This is a genomic window from Herbinix luporum (assembly GCF_900070325.1).
GTDB classification, from domain to species: domain Bacteria; phylum Bacillota; class Clostridia; order Lachnospirales; family Lachnospiraceae; genus Mobilitalea; species Mobilitalea luporum.
In genome coordinates, this window is the sequence record NZ_LN879430.1 from 1,294,881 (window position 1) to 1,312,748 (window position 17,868).

Consider the following 17,868-nt stretch of genomic DNA (forward strand, 5'->3'; position numbering starts at 1 on the left):
CTTATATTAATTACATTTTTCATTCACCTTACTCTCTATAGTATCTTTATAATCTTCTAAGTAATCTATCTGTAAATCATATGGAAAATATGTGTTTTGTTCCATTAGATATACTATATAAATATCATTTTCAAAATAAACCTTAAAATTTTTTGGATACATCTCATGGAATTTTTTAGCCCAAAAGTAGGCCTTAGATTCAATAACAGCCCTCTGATAATAATAATCCTGAACATCTTCCATATATATAAAATCTTTTAAGGCATATTTTAAATCAACTTTTACCCGGCCATAATAGTAATCTTGTAATACTAACTTTTCTATAAAAAAGAAAACATAATCTGTTGTAAAGAAAAACTTGTCCTCATTTTTATTAATCATATTTACAAACTGAGATAGCTCTGTATGCCTACCATGATCAATAACATCATAATATTCATCTGTCGGAGATACTATTGTATATGAATACTTCTTATATGATTTTTTTATATTTCTTAGGACATATTCTGCCTCATTGTAATAGGTTTGATTAAAATCAAAAAATTCATGATAGCAGCCGGCATTAATAATAATTGTGGGACAAGCACAACAAATCAATAAAGATAGTTTTCCCATAGAAAAATTGTATGGTAAAACTCGAAATATAAAGTCAATAGGCAGAAGATATATTAAGCCTGTAAAGGGCTCTGCAAAGGTTGAAGCTCTATTAGCTGCAATAAGCTCTACAATTCCAAGTTCTTTTGAGGCTCCCAGTGTAAAGAAAATCAAGACCATAATTATTAAGGCTATATAGTCATATCCATATACTCTATTTTTTTTAGATAGCACCATAATTATCCCAGATATAAATCCGGTTATCATACATATAAAATATAGCTTTGTAGGCTTTTTGCCAAACATTGACCTAGAAGTAAAGTTATAAACTGCTTTTATATAAGATTTTATTAACTCAGCTGCAGAATTTTCCATAATACAACTATCTAATTTTTCGCTGTCATCTTTTAGAGAAGCATTTATAAGATATTCATCAGCTCCAAGAGCCATGACCAATTTTTCTTGATAATCAGCTTCCCTTCCATGCCAGCTTTCCCCTGCTATTACAGTTTTAGCCCAGTCAATTGATTCTTGAAAGGAAATGCCCTTTGCCAAACATATTCCGGTAGGAATAAGGGCAATTAAAGCTCCAAAAAGTCCACAAAATAATAAGGGTATAAAATACTGCTTCTTAAAAATCTTAGGAATATAGGCCAGTCCTATGGCAATTACTGCAAATACTGCCGAAAGGGCTGTGTAATAATGATAAGATATAACTAAGCTAACACTAAGCATAAGTAGCAGCATTTCAGAGTCTATATATTTTTTATTAATATATGAATTTATACGAACAAAATTTCTTAATCTTGAATCCGTCTCAATTATATTATTCTTTTTATCCCTATGTAGATAACGAATCATAAAATATCCTATGGCCACAACTGCATACATACCTGCTTCCTGTGGAAGTGCTGCTCCGTAACGTCCTTGATTTAGCATTAAACTTGTAATTATAACTGCAGCCAGGGAATTATATTTCCCCACAAATATTTCCTTAGCTAATAAATATACCCCTATTATTAAAATTACAAAATAATAGGCCCCGGTATATAGCATAATTTCCCGGAGATTTAGACCAAAGAATACACGAACAAAATATATCATAATATGCATTCCAAAAGGATAAATCCCATCGGAATATAAATTGCCCTGCTCCAGTTCCCATATCCAGGAATGATGTACCGGAATATCCGAATACTGATAACAATGGTATATCATAAGATTATGGGTTAAAAACCATATATTATATATAATAATTCCAAGAAGAAGCAGGATTTCTATCCAATTGTTTTTTACTTTTCTCCATATAGACCAGTAATATATTTTTCTATATATTGATTTATATAAAAATATCAAATGCCTTTTTAAATAACCAATCAGCCTCTCTTCCTTAAATGCAATCCATAAACCAGTAAAAAAATTTCTTAACCGTTGAAAGAATTTCTTATCAGAATAGTTCCAAAGAATTAATAAATATATCAGTATATTAAAAGTTATATATGTAAATGAATTTAAGATATTAAATATTCCTAAAAATAAAACTAAATTGATTTGCATACTAGCCTGAAAGATAATTGCAAACCAAAAACAATAGCCAAAACTTCTGCCTTTAAGATGCTTCCTCCAAATAAAAATCGGAATTAAAAAATCTCTAATCACACAAGCTAATAATACTAATATTAAAGACAGTATATATGCACCAGTATCAACAATCACTTATCTTCTCTCCTATGTAAATTAGATATCTAATTTCCCTGTATATTTATTTGAGTATGTTTATCAAATGCCGTTTGCGAAATTATTACATCAGCTGATAATACCAATACATTTGATAAAAAATCACATTTTCTAAAGGCTTGATGATTGATAGATAGAACCTTCTTTGGTATTTTCATATACTTTAGCTTACTACAACCATAGAAGGTACGGGCAGGAATTCTTTCTAATCCACTGGGCAGCTGAAAATAGGCTAGGTTTTCACAGAACATAAATGCAGCTTTTCCAATACTTTCTAAAGCATCAATCTGGATAAAGGCTAAGGAATTAAGTTTGCCACAGTATGCAAAAGCATAAGCTCCCAGACTTTTTACCCTTCCGCTAATTATAACCCTCTGCAAGCTGCTACATCCAAAAAATGCACCTTTATCTATAGTTTCTAGCATGCTATTAGCCCCAAACTCTACACTTAATAAGCTTTTACAAGCAGCAAAAGCATAGGGTGGTATTTTCTCTAAATCCGAAGGAAAAACACTGCTGCTGGCAAAAGTAATTTTTTTCAACGAATAACACCGGGCAAATGTATAGGCACCTATGGAAGATACTAAGGGTAAATTAAGCTCCTCTAATGAGCTACAACCTGCAAAGGCATAATCACCAATCTTACTTAGTCTGCTATTATCCTTAAATATTACTGAACGTAGATTTGTACAATTATGAAATGCATGGGCTTCTATGGTGGTTACGGTACTTGGAATTTCTATCGAAACTAATTGGTCACAGCCGTAGAACATTCCCTTTTTAATTGTCCTTATATATTCCGGAATTACAATATTTCTAATATTCTGGCTATAAACATACATTTGATTACTTAGATTATTATTACTTTTTAACTTATTTAGTTTAATCTTAACTGTCTCATTAATTACTGAAAACTTCATACGGAGTGAAGAAATTATATTTTTAAGTAACTTAGTTATATAATTGCAAGCATGACCTGTGGTTTTAATGGGATGTTTAACAAAATTTATGGCCAAATATAAAAGATAATCCAACCACATATAATTTTTCCTTGTCAGATATATCATTTTGTGATAAAACTCTTCTTGTACTTTTTTATTAACTATAAATAAATTCATATGTTTCATATAAAACTTTTTGTAATCAAGATAAAGTCTAAGTTCATAATCCAAGAAAGCCTCTGTTATACGGCATTCACATAGGGATTTTGCGTATATAATTACTTTATACTTATAACTTAACCTAATTACCATATCCCCATCACATAAGTTATCCAATTCTTCATCAAAACCACCGATTAACTTAAGTGCTTTTATTTTATAAACTACCTGGGCTGATCTTTTTATCATCTTATACAAATCTAATTTCGAAAGGGGCTTATCCTCTTTTTTAATCAGAGGCTTCATATAATGATTCCTCTTTCTTTCATCAATCAAGATTCCCCCCATACAGGAAGCTGCTGCCTCAGGATGTTTTGTAAGTAATTTTATATGGCTTAATGCAGTTTCTTTCATCCAGTTGTCATTGGCAGTTAAAAAAGCCACATATTCTCCGTCCAAATAATCAAGAATATGGTTTCTGATTTTTGCCATGGAAAAGGAAGGATCTAGTTTGATGTATTCAACCTCCAAGTATGAGGATAAATCCTCCTGCAGCCCGATACTATATAGACTATTTTCTTCATTGGCATCGACTACCACAATCTTAATGGGCTGATAATCTTGATTAAGAATAGCCTCTAAGGTAGCTAAAAAATTTAGGGAAGTATTCATTTTTGCAATGATAACTATGTTTAACAATGAATTTGACATATATATTAATCCTTTACTAAATTATATTAGCTAGTTTAATTTCACCCAACTTATAATAGCCCTTATAGCTTCCAGGTGAAAATGAATTTGCCAGCTTAATATATTTTCCTATGCGGGGATCATATATGGCCAAGCATAATATATAATGCTTGTCTTTTAAGGCATCTAGCCTTATAAAAGTTTCAAATTCAACTGTCTCATTGGGTAACCAAAATCGGGTATCTGTATTAATATGGTATTCATAAAAATTAGTATTAATGATAGCTGCTAAGGCTAACTTAAGATCAAATCTATGATAAGAAGAAGAAAAACCTGTATTACAAAGTTTGATTTTTATCTTTATCCCACCCTTTAAGGGTGGAGATACTTTTATATCCTTAATCAAATAACGGTATCCAAGATGGGCGGCTATATAATCAAAGGCTGATTTATCTTTCCAAATAGGTTTTGAGGAAGGGGATTTACTGGCTTTCCACTTATCAAGGACTTCCCTGTCATATCCATCATTAAGATAGGATACTCTCATTATCCTTAATTCCCTAACCGCAGTTTCTACATCATTATATTTACAGTTATTTATTACCTCTCCCCCATTGGAGACATATCTGCATAACTTATTCTGAAAATTAAGCTCATCCTTTCTAATCCATTTATCACTGTAATTGTCAGAAACTTTTGCTCTAATATAACCATATGTCCCATAATCCGTATAGGAAGATAGGATACCATCATTAAATAGAGAAAATCTGGACCTGATTAGCTTACTATATGCGGTTTTATCATCTAAGGGCTGATTGGTCTTAAATATCATTCGCCAAAAACTAGGACACCTTAGGGCTATTTGTGTGCCCTCTCCAGTACAATCATACAATTTATAGGCCAGCCTTGTCATATGCTCTTCACTTAAATACCTGGAACTATGCATTTCACCCCAACTACCGATAAAAAGTCCTTGTATTATATAAATGCTATCTTCAAATTCTTTAAGGAGATCTGACAGCTGTTCCATATGATTTAATACAATTCCTATATTTTTTGGCTCACTATCTAAACCTTTCCCCTCCCAGTCATATAAGAATCTTACTATCATCTGCTTTTTATGTAATGTAAAATATCTAAATATCCATTCAATATTCCCTAATGCTTCCATAGATAAGGGTCTATCATTAAAATTAATCAAATTAATTTCCAGAAGGCAAATCTGATGGTTTGAAATTAAATTTATATCATATTTATTGTCTGCATAAAAACGATAGATTGAATAAAGACCGCAATAGGGATTATTTAAAATATCTGCTTTTTCTATACTGGGATAGGGGATCCATTTGAATTTATTAATCATGTTTTTTGTAATCCCTTTTTGATTCTAACTGTTACTGTCCATATACTTAAAGGCATAGTTAACATATAAATCAGCTGCTTTATAAGTCCCCTATGCATACTGACTCCGGCCTTTCTTTCATACATAACCGATGTAGTCTCCTTAATTCGATAGCCTAAAAGCAGCATCTGGATTATCATATTGGCGTCAGGATATGAACAATCAAAGTTGCCATACTGGGAATAATACTTAAAAGCTCTGCGACTTAGTCCCTGTAAACCGGAAGTGGGGTCCGTAATAAGAACTCCTGTCTTTTTTTTAATTAAACAGGAAAAATAAGATATAGATAATTTCTTAATTGCAGAAATTTTATAAGCCTTACTTCCGGCTAAAAACCTTGAACCTATTACAATATCCGGTGTATTACCCTCTGCATCTTTTGAATGAAGACATCTATATATATGGGCTATATTGTCTACAGAGTGTTGGCCGTCCCCGTCTATTTGAATAACATATTTATAATTATTTCTTACTGCATATTTATAGCCCACTTGCAGTGTGGCACCGTAACCTAGGTTAAATACATGGGTAATTAAAGGCATATTATAGGATTTTGCAATAGCCTCAGTCCTGTCACTGGAGGCATCATTAATAATTAAAATATCTGCAAAGCTTCTGATTTTTGGTTCAGACAGGCTTTCTAATAAATTAGCAAGATTTTTCTCCTCATTAAATACAGGAACTATAACTAATAGCTCTTTCAAATCAAATCATCTCCTAGCCCTTATTAAATATAAAAAATCTTCCATATCTTTTGGATCTTCAAAGTTTTTTTCCTTTGTATTTTTTTCATATTGCCCTCTTAGGATAGGATTATCTATTAACTTCTTTATTTCCCTTACCAAATTATCAACATTAAGAGAAAATAAGCTGCCGTCATGTCCGGATATTATCTGTTCGGCATTCCCTGTACAGTCAGAAGCAATTATAGCCTTGCCTAAAATCTGGGCTTCCTCTATAGCTATGCTCTTTCCTTCAAATCGACTAGCCTGGACAAATATATCAGCTTGATTTATATAAGGATAAGGATTATCCTTCTTTCCCAGTAAAACAAATGCCTCCCTAACCCCATATTTCTTTATCAATTTCTTAAGATTTGACCTTTCTTTTCCTTCTCCTATTACATACCAACGGACCTTATAACCTTCATTTAAAATTTTTGCCAATGCCTCTATGGCAAGATCATAAGCTTTCTGATAATGCAAACGACCAACACTGACCAAGCGTATCCCATCAAAATCATCAGTAAAACCAATTCCTCTATCGGCTTTTTCTACTATAAGTTCCCTATCTAAAAGATTTCTAAAAAGTCTTATTTTCTTCCTGTACTGAGGATATATCTTAGAGAATTTCTCACCGACTCCTTTAGATACAACATAAATTCTATCCATAGACTTATAACAATCCCTATCCATATAAGGACTATAACCGGCCAATTCATAATCAATATGTACAAAGGCAGCTTTACAGGCTGCCTTAACTTTATCCCCTAAATAATAGGTGGCAGCCCCCTCTAAATAAGCTACAGCCATATGGTAAGTGTCTTTTCTAATAGGCCTTCCCTCTGCCAAAAGCCTCCATAACAGCTTATCCCATTGAAGTTTATTTCCTTTTGCTTTTTGCTCCTTGATGTTACCGATAATAAGCTTACAATTCTTAAATCCTGTTAATTTATAAAAGAATGAGTAAATAAGCTCTTTTGCAATTATCATATGGCCTAAAAAGGAATGTAGGGAAGCTTTACTATAAGTCTTGTTAAGTATTTTTACCTTCCTTGGAACTTTTTCAAACAACTCTCCGCAAGGTATTATGACATAAAGAAAAAGCTCTATATCATCCATGGTTTGCAACTTTTTTAATAGTTCAATTAAGGCTGTTTCGGCCCCGGCTTGACCCATGGTATTTATAATAAAAAGGATTTTTTTCTTCATACTATCAAATTCTCTACATCTTTCTTTTCATTATTAAGATAGTGCTCATTAATAAAACTTTTTAATTGCATATTCTCATCATTAAGAAGTGATATCTGCATGGCCAGTTCATTAACCTGTGCAGTTAGCTTTGCATTTGTCTTATAGCAACTAAAAATCCCATAAAAAACAAACATAAATGATATGGTAAATATTATGGAGGGAGGATATTCTACGGAAAATATATCTGAAATTATAAATACAAGTTTAGGAAAAAGACCAAACATAAATATAAATAATCCTCCAAATATCCAGAACAAACTTTGCTTTTCAGTCATTTTTTTAGCTATGCTAGCCTTTCTTGAAATATAGATAAATCCAATTCCAGAAAGACATATAAAAACTCTTAAGGGTATAGACATAATATCTTCCTTTCTTTAACTTAAGTTTAATTAAAAATCGATCCTCTGCAAAAAACATGACTGTCAATATTTTTTTCAAGCCAGCGAAGTCTAAAGTAGGAAAAGGTAAATGCAAAAAATGAGGAAATAGTAAATCCTAGCCCGTACCATATAGCACTTAAATTTGCAGTTAAAATAGAGCCAATTATGGAGACAAGTGCAAATATCAGACAGTTTATTAAAGAACCCTTTAAATCTTCAAAGTAATATAAAAATAATAATTCAGAGTACATTAAAAATGCTATATAATAGCCTAAGGCCAACTGAGGATAAATCTCCATTATTAATCCTGAAAATCCCCAGATAGGTAAAAAAACCCTGGCCATAAAATAAATAATAACCGTTACAATAAACTGTTGATAAGCTAATGAAAGTATCAGGGATGAGAGTACCTGAAACATTCTCCTTTTTGTTTTTTCAATTGTTTCTAATTTACCCCCGATAATTGCTTCCATATACTCTCTGTATCTTTCTTGAAAATGCATTTCTACCTTAGATAAAAAAAACACACCGGCCGATATATTTGTAATCACTGCTAAAAAGGAGGCCATATCATATGGCTGATTACAAACAAATGTATCGGCTACCACTAAATGTCCCGGCCTGGTCCAAAATACAAAATTATGTGCAAATAATCCAAGGGCATATAAGAAATTAGAAGCTATAAGTTTCCAATAAATACGATAATAACCGGTAACCTCCATATATTTATGACTACCTGCAGGAAAATATCTAAGGACATTGGAAAGTTCTAAGGAAGCTATTAATAAAAATCCAATTGTTAATGCCAAAAGCATACTATAGCTAATGCTAAGTCTTATAACAAAACGAAATATCATAGATAATAAAAAAGTAAGTCCCATAGAGACAAGAAAATAAAGACAAATCTTCTTATACTGTTTTAAAACAGAATTATATACCATGGTAGATAAAGTTAGGGTAAATCCTAAATACCCCATAAATGCAGTAAAGATATAGTAAGGATTAATCTCACCTACCACTAGAGCATAAATGCAAAAAGGTATTGCAAGCAAAGAAGAAAAAGTTAGAGTCGTAATTGTACCTACATATATACATGGTCTGATATCTTCATATTTTTGCTCGTATATTTTATCAGTTTGATATTTTGATAATACCGAATTAAAAGGAGCTGTGGTCAGTAATGAAAAAACAAAAATGTATAATAAGCTACATGAAAATATTTCTCTTTCAAAATAAGCTACTCTTTCAAAACCCAGCACCTTATACATTCCTAGCAAACATCCGATTACCGTAAAAAGCGGTGCTATTGTATAGGTTAAACTAAAGCCTATTCCATATATGGAAGTAGCCACAGTATGTTTATTAAATATTTTATTTAATTGAATACCTATACCAGCCATATTATCACCTTAATTATTTAATCTATTTAGGATACAAATTCCTTTTTTGTATAATCTGTGTGACTGAAGTTACCTAAGGTTCTATAAATTCTACGATAATTTTCTTCCATATACACATTCCTATACTTATACATAAGACGATTATATCCGTTCTCCCCCATTTGCTTTATAAGCTTTGGGTTACTTACCAGTTTAAGGATAGCATTGGTGATTTCTGAAATATTCATAACCGGCACTACTATTCCGGCAGCACCAAAGGGGTCATTTTCCCCATAGATTAATCCATAACAATTCCCCACATTTGTAGCTATGGAAGGCTTTTTAGCTGCAAACCCCTCCAATATGGTCAGGGGCTGCCCTTCGCTGATACTGGTTAAAAGCATTATGTCCATTTTTCCTATATAATCCTGGGTATTAATCTTTCCTGTAAAAATTATATTTTCTGCTTTTAACTTTCTGATAAGTTCATAACATTCCTCTACATATTCCGAATCTTCATCAAGAGGTCCCATTATCCACAATTTTAATTTTGCCATCTTCTTATGGGCAAAGTAAAATGCATTTATCATGGTTTTTATATCTTTAATGGGAGTCACCCGAACTATTGCTCCCAGATTAATATAAGGATCATTTGGATCTTTTATGGGAATATCCTTAAATAGATTAGTATCAATACCATTAGGTGTTATTATAGCCTTACTTAAAGGACAGCCTAGTTCTAATTGTAGGGACCTGGCATCTTCAAAAAGGGAGGTTACCAAATCTGCAAAATAATAGGCCCCTTTAGACATCTTTCGAAACTGATCAATCCATATGGTTTTGTATATATTCTGAACCCACTTTGCCTTAATAATCTCTTCTTCCCTTTCTCTGGTATATATACCATGCTCACTGATAAGTAGCTTAGCATCGGGATAGATTGATAAGGCCTTGCAGCCTATAATACCGGCATATCCTGTTGAAACACAATGATATATATCTGCCTTTTTTGGACTTGTCTTCAGTGCAAAAAACAGGGGAAGATATATAGAACGAAGTGTCCATAAAAAATCTGAAAAAGTTATATTTACATATTTAAGGGTATAGTATTCTTTTGTAATATCTAAAAATTCTTTACTCATTAATAAATTATTAACGGATATATTCTTCCGGTTAAATATAGAAAATACCCTAACCCAATCTACCTTCTCCCCTATAATTAAACTTTTTAAGGCTTCTAGTTCCCTTTTACTAAGATGAATTTTATTCTTACAAGTCCTTTTTATACTTTCTACATCTTGAAGATAAACCTCATCAATCTCGGTCAAATTCTTAGGTATTTCATATTTAAACTTACCGCTAATACTGCGGTCAGCTATTATGGTAAGGAGATTAAATTCAATATCAGGAAATAATTTTATAAGATTATCTATCCAACTAGATACCCCACCTATAACATAGGGGTAACAGCCTTCTGCAATTATACACACCTTCATAGCCTACCTCCTTCAGATTAACCCTTTGGCAAACCTTGGATTGTTACTTTACTATTGGGTGCTTGTAAGACATTTTTTTCTTTAAGACAAATATGCACCTTTTCATCTACAGCCTTAATCAAGTATGTATTTGCAGCTATTTCTTTTGCTTCACCGTTTATGATATCTTCAATGGTTTTGTCATAAATACAAAGAATAAAAAATGCTTCTTCATCAAAATTCTTAATCCGGATATTAAGCTTGTCATGAAGATATTCATAGGTAAAATCCAAAGCCAGAAAACGTCTTACCCTCTTTTCTAAATCAGATATGGACACCATATCAAAATAAGAAAACTTTTTAAAATATGTATCCTTCTTAGACCAGGTCAAGCTAAGATTATTCCACCAATCTAAGCTACTATCAGGAAATATAACCGGGCCAATATCAACTTTCATATTACACATGCCCAAGGCATTTTCGATACAGATCATCTGTAAATCATCTATGGTATCATGTTTATATCCACAGAGATTAAACTTTATTGATAAAACATCATTATCTATAAAATCAATTAACTTATCTCCTCTCTTGTAATTTGACATAACCATACTGATGTTTTTTAGAAAATCATTATTTAATTTCTCTTTTATTTCATTATTATTAAACTCACCTAAGTACAAATATCTAAAGTTTGAATCTATATTGTTTTCCTTATAAAAGCTATAATTTTCATTTAAGATATAATCCAAATTAGCTTGGGAAACTTGGTCAAGAGACAGACCCATACTTCCGGACATTTTACCTATTTCTCTATAGTAAAAATCAAGATAGTTGATATTAGCTTCAACCCTATCCCAATAATCTAGCTGTGTTGCAGTAAAAAAATTAAATGGAGACTTGTAATTTTTTAATATCTGTACAATATTGGGCCATAAAATATCTCTGGCTAAATCATCTGCACTTCTTGAATAAATCTCCTTAATCTTTTCTTCATTTTCATTAGATAAATAAGGATAATTTAGCAAAGAAATGGTCTGGGCATTTACTATGGGATATAAAAAACATTCCTTTTCCTGTGCCATAAAACCTGTCAGTATACCAAGTAAAGGGGCTCCCTTAAAAATCTGGCCATTAACTACAAAGACAAATGAATTACCGGTTCTTGTCCTCCATAAAAGAGGAGGTAATTCCTTATTTTCAATCCCAAGCTCTTTTTGATTATCAAAAAGCCCAACACAATATACCTCATAACCAGGGGATAAGTAAAAGTAGGGTAGACTAAATTTACTATTCTCGTATATCTTTTCCCCTCCTATCATATAGTTGGAAAATATCTTAAATCCATCTGCTACTACCTTCCTGCTAATTGCTTTTTCAATGCCAAAAAAATTAGCAAGCTGTTTACAAGATTTAATAAGCTCATAATCCGGCAGTTTCGTAAAAATCATAGTCTTTCCCATATCTGCATAATCATATAAAATTTCACAATCAGCACTTGAAAGACTTATAGCACCAAAAAGAAGCAAATCATAATCATTAATCTCATCTATACTTGGAAGAGATGAATAGACCTTATATAAATATTTATGATATAGACACCATTCTATAAGGATAATAGTATCTATATCCTCAATCTTATCAGCAACTATAGCTACAGCCATCTTATTATGTAGATTTTCATCTGGCTTATTATCTATATTATTGTCTATATTAAGATTAAGGTGTTTTCCTGTTTGAACATCATTATGGTAAAGCTGTATATATCCATGGTTACCTATCTTAGCCTTATCTAAAATATAATTAGATGAAATCCCTACAGACATAAACATTATAAAAATCGTAACAATTAAGGATAAAATAATAAAATAAATTCTTTTAGAAATCATTTGTTCACCCTTTTAATAAACTAACCATAATATGTTCGTATTAAATCAATAATTTCTTTATCAATACTTATATCTGAATTTTTTAAGCTTTTTAAGCATTGGAAGAAGGCATTGTAATTATGCTGGTTAAAAAACAAATGCAATTTTGCCTTATAAGTATCTAGCATATTGGGACGGTACTTATCAGCCCTTTGACACCATTTTTCTGCCCTTTGATAATCTTTTATAGAAATAAATAAATCTGTAAGTTTCAAGTAATGACTTGCTGTCATATACCAAAGATTATATTTAAACAGATTTTCTCCAAGGTCATCTAAAGTATAGACAAATGCTTCCTGTTCTACAGCTGACATAATATTGAGACTAATAAAATCATATATAAATTCAAAGGTAATGAGATTCATCTCCACATCTTCCGGCAGCCTTTTTACAATCTCAATCATATTTTGAGCATCTCTACGTAGGTCAGATAAAAGATCCATAATCATTGAAGCTGCGTAATGAGAAGATTCCGTATCGTCACTGTTTATGGCAACTGCAATGCTGGATATCTTACTTTTTGCATTACTTAACATAGTGTTTAATAAAAGATTTCTAAGGCTTGCCCTATGGGAAACAGCTATTGCATCATATATGGGTACATAATTCATCTCGGCTTCCTTATTGGGGGGAAGTATTAATTTTTCACCTTCCCTGCTAAAACTAACTTCACTTAAATCTACATTCCTTTTTTTCGTCAGATAATTAAATAATAATCCCAATAATATATACAAGCCTCCAATCAAAGGTACGATAAAGATAAACCAGGATAAGATAAACATTCTACTTCTATTTTTACTAAAAAAAGCAAGTATAAAAACAGTAATTGAAACCAAGCTATTTACTATTAATATTAAAAGTAGGGGCCAAAGTTCTATATTCATCCTATCTCCTTTTATGAATATTTTGCCGACTGACTAACTATATACTGTAACTTAAATATGTCTTAATTTTGGCCATACTTAAGCGGTCAATAACATGAACAGCTTCCTTTTCATTGGTATTAGTAAGCAATATAGCAAGTCCTCCATCCGGTCTTAAACCAATATAATCTGTTGCTCTAAGCATAGGACTTACAATTTTGTTAATTTCATATATTGACTTATCATCTTTTTGAATATATAAAACTGATGATTCTGAATATCCTTTATCCTTGGCACGGTTATATATATCAAGCATTTCACTAAAAGCCTCTTCTTGTAAAATAGTAGTCTCAGGAATATATCTTTGGTATGCTAAGGCTTCCATATAATTAACATCTCTGACAAAGGCTGAATAAATAAGAGCGCCTACTACAGTTAATAAATTAGCATTATATAAGGTCATCCTTTCATAAGGTAAATCCCAAAGAAAAATTACTATTCTCATATTTTCTTCATGGTCAAATAGGGCGCTGGCCATCATAGGAAGGGTGGCATCAAGGGTTTTATTAATATAGACCTGCCCCATTTTTAATATATCGAAAATCATATGATATTTGCTCATTTCAAATGATTTACCCAGTGAACTTGCTTTTGAACTACTGGCAGATGCCAGGCGGCAATATTTCATACCTGAAGCAAAATATATTGAAACATCCTTAGTTTCCATTATTTCTGTAAGTATATCCAGGGCTGCAAATAAAACCTCTCCCTTTTCTGAATTATGTATCTTTGATGTTATATCATATATACGCCCTATACTTTCCTTACTGCTAATTAACTTATCTGTATAATAATCTTTAATTTTTCTATTGCTTGAATTTATAGCAGTAATATCCTTTAACTTTTCCTTGAGAAAATCAATTTCTTCATTAAAATTAATTTCTATCTCTTTGCTCCTATCTTTTATTTGACCTACTGACAGACCCACAATAAAGATTTGTATAATCTCCATATATATGTATTCATCAATAATAAAAGCAGAGTTTATTGAATTTATCATTTGACTTAGAATATAGCCTATTAAACTAAGAAGGGAGGCAAATATGGCCTGCTGCCTGCCATGGACAATAGCAAATAACAAGACATATAAAAGATAAAAATTAACAGCCGTAAAATAAGGGATTTTTATAAACCCATGGCTTAACATAAAAACAGGTATAAATATAAGGGTGCATTCAAGAAAGGGAATAACTTTCCTAATAGAGCTATAAATCCAAGGCTTATTATTTTTAATATTATTAGTCTCATCACTATTAAGAAATTGTTTTTTATGATTAAACATATAAGATACCATCATAGGTATTATTTCTTCATAATGATTTCTGACTTCAAAATCAAATTCACTGGAAAATCTTTTATTCGATAAAACAATTCTTTTAGTAAGGCCAAGGGTCTGATCAATAATATCAATAGGATAGGTAAAATTATCTTTAATTAACTTGGCAAGCTTGTCCCCAGTTATCTCATCCATTGATGAGATATGATATAAATTATACTTTCTTTTATCAGCCTTAATAAATAAATATAAGGCCTCTACTGCATCCTTTATATATAAAGAAGAAAATATCCTTTTTCCATTAACCCTTATCTTCCCCTTAACCATAGCTTCAATAATCATTTTAGAAAAGGGATCAATACAACTTTGTCTATCTTTTGGGATGCCATACATATTATCAAGCCTTACTACAGTGGTTTCCATATTGCTAGTATTGGAAAAATGTAAGACTATTTTTTCACACAAAGAGATTACTATACTTTTATAACTACTAGGAGATACGGGCATATCTTCCTTAATATCAACCATATATTCCTCTTGAAAAACTATCTCAGAAGAAATATAAACAAAGTGCTTTACCCCTTCCATTGAGGCGGAAATTATAATATTATTTAAATCTGCTGTGAAGTTTATACCGGTATCATTAATATTATCCCCGTCCCATTTATATGAAGAATCATAGGCTCCCGTATATAGGATTACTGCCGGCCTACAACTTTTTATAATTTCCCTTATCCTATCACTTCTGTAATCAAATACATACTGTTCTATTACATGCTTTGGTTTGTGTATATTTTTATTGTTTATCAGTGTATAAATTGTCCATTGTTCTAAGTAAAATTTATTAATTAACATTTTAGTAAATGAATCGTAGTGTCCAATAATTAGGATGGTATTCACTTACCATCTCCCCTATCATCTTTTAAATATATTATAGTACAAATTGTATATAATTTCAATTATTTTCCATTGACTTTATAAATTTATAATAAGTAATTGTTAATATTGACATATTTTAACTCCTAAGTTAATATCATACTGGTAGACTGATGTTTGTAATAAAATATGTAAGAAGGTATTTTTTATGAGAAAGACTATATTCGGTTATAAAATTTCAGAAGTAAATAAAATAATTGAAAATCTACGGGAAGAAAATGAAAACTTAAATGCCACTATTGTCACACTTAAGCTTCATAATAAAAATAATGGTAATTATAAAAATGCAAAATATATTCTTTTAGAAGAAGATCTAAAAAACTATGAAAAAGATATAATAAACTTTAAAATTGAAAATAAAGAATTAAAGACTCAAATTTCTATTTTAACTAATGAAATCGAGTCTTTAAACAAGCAAAATGCTAAGTTAAAAGAGCAAAATGAAAACTTACATAAAGAAAATATTATTTTAAAGGAAGAATTGGCACAGCTTGCAAATAGTCAAGTAGCTGTCACCTATGAAGGAGATTTATTATAAAAATCTTTCATAAGTTGCTATCATGTAATAATTAGAAACACTGGAACAACCGCTTTATACCTTCCTCAATATTATCAGGATTTACCCCTGAATAGTTAATAATTAAAGTGTTTTTTATGGCATTTGCTTGGTCATAATAGTACTGGCTTAAACATGATATGTTTATACCATTCTTGGCAGCTCGGGATATTAATTCCTTATCTGTCAAATCAGTACTTATTTGTAAAAGAAAATGCAAGCCTGCATCTTCCTCCATGATCTTGCCCTTTTTTTTACCTAGGGCTTTCTTTATATTTTCTAAAATATCATCTCTGATATTTCTATAATGGTTACGCATTCTGTTGATATGCTTTTCCAAATATCCCTGTTCTATAAATTTTGCCAAGGTATACTGCTCAAAATTTGATACTGTACAGGAGTAGAAACTAAGCTCTTTATTATATCGTTCCATCAAGGATTTTGGCAACACCATATAGCTGATACGTATGGTAGATGTCAAACTCTTAGAAAATGTATTTATATAGATTACCTTTTCAGCTGCATCAATACTTTGTAATGCAGGTATGGGTTTACCTAATAATCTAAATTCACTGTCATAATCATCTTCAATTATATAGCGGTCTTTAGACTTTGAAGCCCAGGATAACAATTCATATCTTCTGCTAATAGGAGTAACAAGACCCGTAGGAAAATGATGGGATGGAGTTATATGTAAAACATTTGCCTTAGACTCTTCTAATGCCTCCACATTGATACCATTATCATCTAAAGGAATATGGACACAGTCTACCTTATTTGCACCATAAATACGGGATACTTTTTGATATCCCGGATCTTCAACCGCATACTTTTTATTATGACCCAGTAATTGAATTATAAGTCCATATAGGTACTCTGTTCCTGCTCCTACAAGGATTTGCTCCGGCTTGGTTTCAATTCCCCTAAATTGATATAAATAATCTGCTATGGCACGACGAAGCTGATAAACCCCAATAGACGGGGACTTAATCATAAGATCACTTCTTTTTTCTGACATGGTTTCCCTCATCAGTTTAGTCCAGATAGTAAAAGGAAAATTCTCCGGATCTGTAGAGTTATTAACAAAATCGATAAAATAGTTATCTGATCTGTTTTTTTCAGTTTTATCATCAGTCAAATTATCACCAATATGATTATCTGATTTTAAAATATTTGCAGAAATATCGCTGACATAGTAACCACTTTTGGGAATTGAATAGATATATCCTTCTGCTACCAACTGGCTATAAGCATTCTCAACTGTAATAGTGCTGATATTTAAGTGTTTAGCCAGGGCCCTTTTTGATGGTAGCTTCTCATTTGGTCTTAATTTATTTGAATATATGTCATTTTTTATCTGTTTATATAAGTATTCGTATAGGGTATCCTTTCCTCTATTATCAAAGGAATAAGTTAGCATAAGGATTTCCTCCAATCTGACCATATTAAATTTCATCATTCTGAGTATTTCTTTATGGTCATATCTTAGTATAATGACAAAAAGATTATTTGTAAAGGA

13 protein-coding genes are annotated in these 17,868 nt (G+C 31.3%); 1 reads left to right on the plus strand and 12 read right to left on the minus strand.

Annotated elements, in window-relative coordinates; all coding sequences use genetic code 11:
• Window positions 1-6: 6 nt before the first annotated feature.
• Genes SD1D_RS05975 through SD1D_RS06025 form a run of 11 tightly spaced genes read right to left on the minus strand, consistent with a single transcriptional unit; the run spans window position 7 to window position 15,757 of the window.
• On the minus strand, window positions 7-2,310 hold the full coding sequence (locus tag SD1D_RS05975; protein WP_058258088.1) for a hypothetical protein: 2,304 nt from the start codon (window positions 2,308-2,310) through the stop codon (window positions 7-9).
• Window positions 2,311-2,339: 29 nt separating this feature from the next.
• Entirely contained in the window at window positions 2,340-4,142 is a 1,803-nt protein-coding gene (locus tag SD1D_RS05980) for a leucine-rich repeat protein (RefSeq protein WP_058258089.1), read from the minus strand.
• Window positions 4,143-4,158: 16 nt separating this feature from the next.
• Entirely contained in the window at window positions 4,159-5,484 is a 1,326-nt protein-coding gene (locus SD1D_RS05985; RefSeq protein WP_058258090.1) for a DUF4832 domain-containing protein, read from the minus strand.
• The gene (locus SD1D_RS05990; protein ID WP_058258091.1) at window positions 5,481-6,227 is read right to left on the minus strand and encodes a glycosyltransferase family 2 protein; all 747 of its coding nucleotides are present in this window, start codon (window positions 6,225-6,227) and stop codon (window positions 5,481-5,483) included. The genes SD1D_RS05985 and SD1D_RS05990 overlap by 4 nt, the downstream gene beginning before the upstream one ends.
• A gap of 6 nt (window positions 6,228-6,233) precedes the next feature.
• Window positions 6,234-7,454, minus strand: a complete 1,221-nt coding sequence (locus SD1D_RS05995; protein WP_058258092.1) for a glycosyltransferase — start codon at window positions 7,452-7,454, stop codon at window positions 6,234-6,236.
• Window positions 7,451-7,855, minus strand: a complete 405-nt coding sequence (locus tag SD1D_RS06000) for a DUF2304 domain-containing protein (protein ID WP_058258093.1) — start codon at window positions 7,853-7,855, stop codon at window positions 7,451-7,453. The genes SD1D_RS05995 and SD1D_RS06000 overlap by 4 nt, the downstream gene beginning before the upstream one ends.
• A gap of 26 nt (window positions 7,856-7,881) precedes the next feature.
• Entirely contained in the window at window positions 7,882-9,276 is a 1,395-nt protein-coding gene (gene pelG / locus SD1D_RS06005) for an exopolysaccharide Pel transporter PelG (RefSeq protein WP_058258094.1), read from the minus strand.
• A gap of 26 nt (window positions 9,277-9,302) precedes the next feature.
• Complete coding sequence (gene pelF / locus SD1D_RS06010) at window positions 9,303-10,751, minus strand: GT4 family glycosyltransferase PelF (RefSeq protein ID WP_058258095.1); 1,449 nt, start codon at window positions 10,749-10,751, stop codon at window positions 9,303-9,305.
• Window positions 10,752-10,768: 17 nt separating this feature from the next.
• Window positions 10,769-12,619: a DUF2194 domain-containing protein gene (locus tag SD1D_RS06015; protein ID WP_058258096.1), complete on the minus strand. Its 1,851-nt coding sequence runs from the start codon at window positions 12,617-12,619 to the stop codon at window positions 10,769-10,771.
• Window positions 12,620-12,639: 20 nt separating this feature from the next.
• The gene (locus tag SD1D_RS06020; protein WP_058258097.1) at window positions 12,640-13,542 is read right to left on the minus strand and encodes a hypothetical protein; all 903 of its coding nucleotides are present in this window, start codon (window positions 13,540-13,542) and stop codon (window positions 12,640-12,642) included.
• Between the two features lie 37 nt (window positions 13,543-13,579).
• Entirely contained in the window at window positions 13,580-15,757 is a 2,178-nt protein-coding gene (locus SD1D_RS06025; protein ID WP_058258098.1) for an NAD-dependent epimerase/dehydratase family protein, read from the minus strand.
• Window positions 15,758-15,941: 184 nt separating this feature from the next.
• Here SD1D_RS06025 and SD1D_RS06030 point away from each other — a divergent pair, with 184 nt between their 5' ends.
• Window positions 15,942-16,331 carry a hypothetical protein gene (locus SD1D_RS06030; RefSeq protein ID WP_058258099.1) on the plus strand — a complete coding sequence of 130 codons (390 nt, stop codon included), beginning with the start codon at window positions 15,942-15,944 and terminating at the stop codon, window positions 16,329-16,331.
• 31 nt (window positions 16,332-16,362) lie between these two features.
• On the opposite strand, the gene pdxR is transcribed toward SD1D_RS06030, so the two are convergent.
• Complete coding sequence (pdxR, locus tag SD1D_RS06035) at window positions 16,363-17,769, minus strand: MocR-like pyridoxine biosynthesis transcription factor PdxR (protein ID WP_058258100.1); 1,407 nt, start codon at window positions 17,767-17,769, stop codon at window positions 16,363-16,365.
• Window positions 17,770-17,868: the final 99 nt, after the last annotated feature.

Excerpts from the sequence above, each read along its gene's own strand:
- SD1D_RS05980 (WP_058258089.1), bottom strand. The coding sequence starts at position 4,142 with ATGTCAAATTCATTGTTAAACATAGTTATCATTGCAAAAATGAATACT.
- SD1D_RS05985 (WP_058258090.1), bottom strand. The coding sequence starts at position 5,484 with ATGATTAATAAATTCAAATGGATCCCCTATCCCAGTATAGAAAAAGCA.
- SD1D_RS05995 (WP_058258092.1), bottom strand. The coding sequence starts at position 7,454 with ATGAAGAAAAAAATCCTTTTTATTATAAATACCATGGGTCAAGCCGGG.
- SD1D_RS06000 (WP_058258093.1), bottom strand. The coding sequence starts at position 7,855 with ATGTCTATACCCTTAAGAGTTTTTATATGTCTTTCTGGAATTGGATTT.
- pelG (WP_058258094.1), bottom strand. The coding sequence starts at position 9,276 with ATGGCTGGTATAGGTATTCAATTAAATAAAATATTTAATAAACATACT.
- pelF (WP_058258095.1), bottom strand. The coding sequence starts at position 10,751 with ATGAAGGTGTGTATAATTGCAGAAGGCTGTTACCCCTATGTTATAGGT.
- SD1D_RS06015 (WP_058258096.1), bottom strand. The coding sequence starts at position 12,619 with ATGATTTCTAAAAGAATTTATTTTATTATTTTATCCTTAATTGTTACG.
- SD1D_RS06020 (WP_058258097.1), bottom strand. The coding sequence starts at position 13,542 with ATGAATATAGAACTTTGGCCCCTACTTTTAATATTAATAGTAAATAGC.
- SD1D_RS06030 (WP_058258099.1), top strand. The coding sequence starts at position 15,942 with ATGAGAAAGACTATATTCGGTTATAAAATTTCAGAAGTAAATAAAATA.
- pdxR (WP_058258100.1), bottom strand. The coding sequence starts at position 17,769 with ATGCTAACTTATTCCTTTGATAATAGAGGAAAGGATACCCTATACGAA.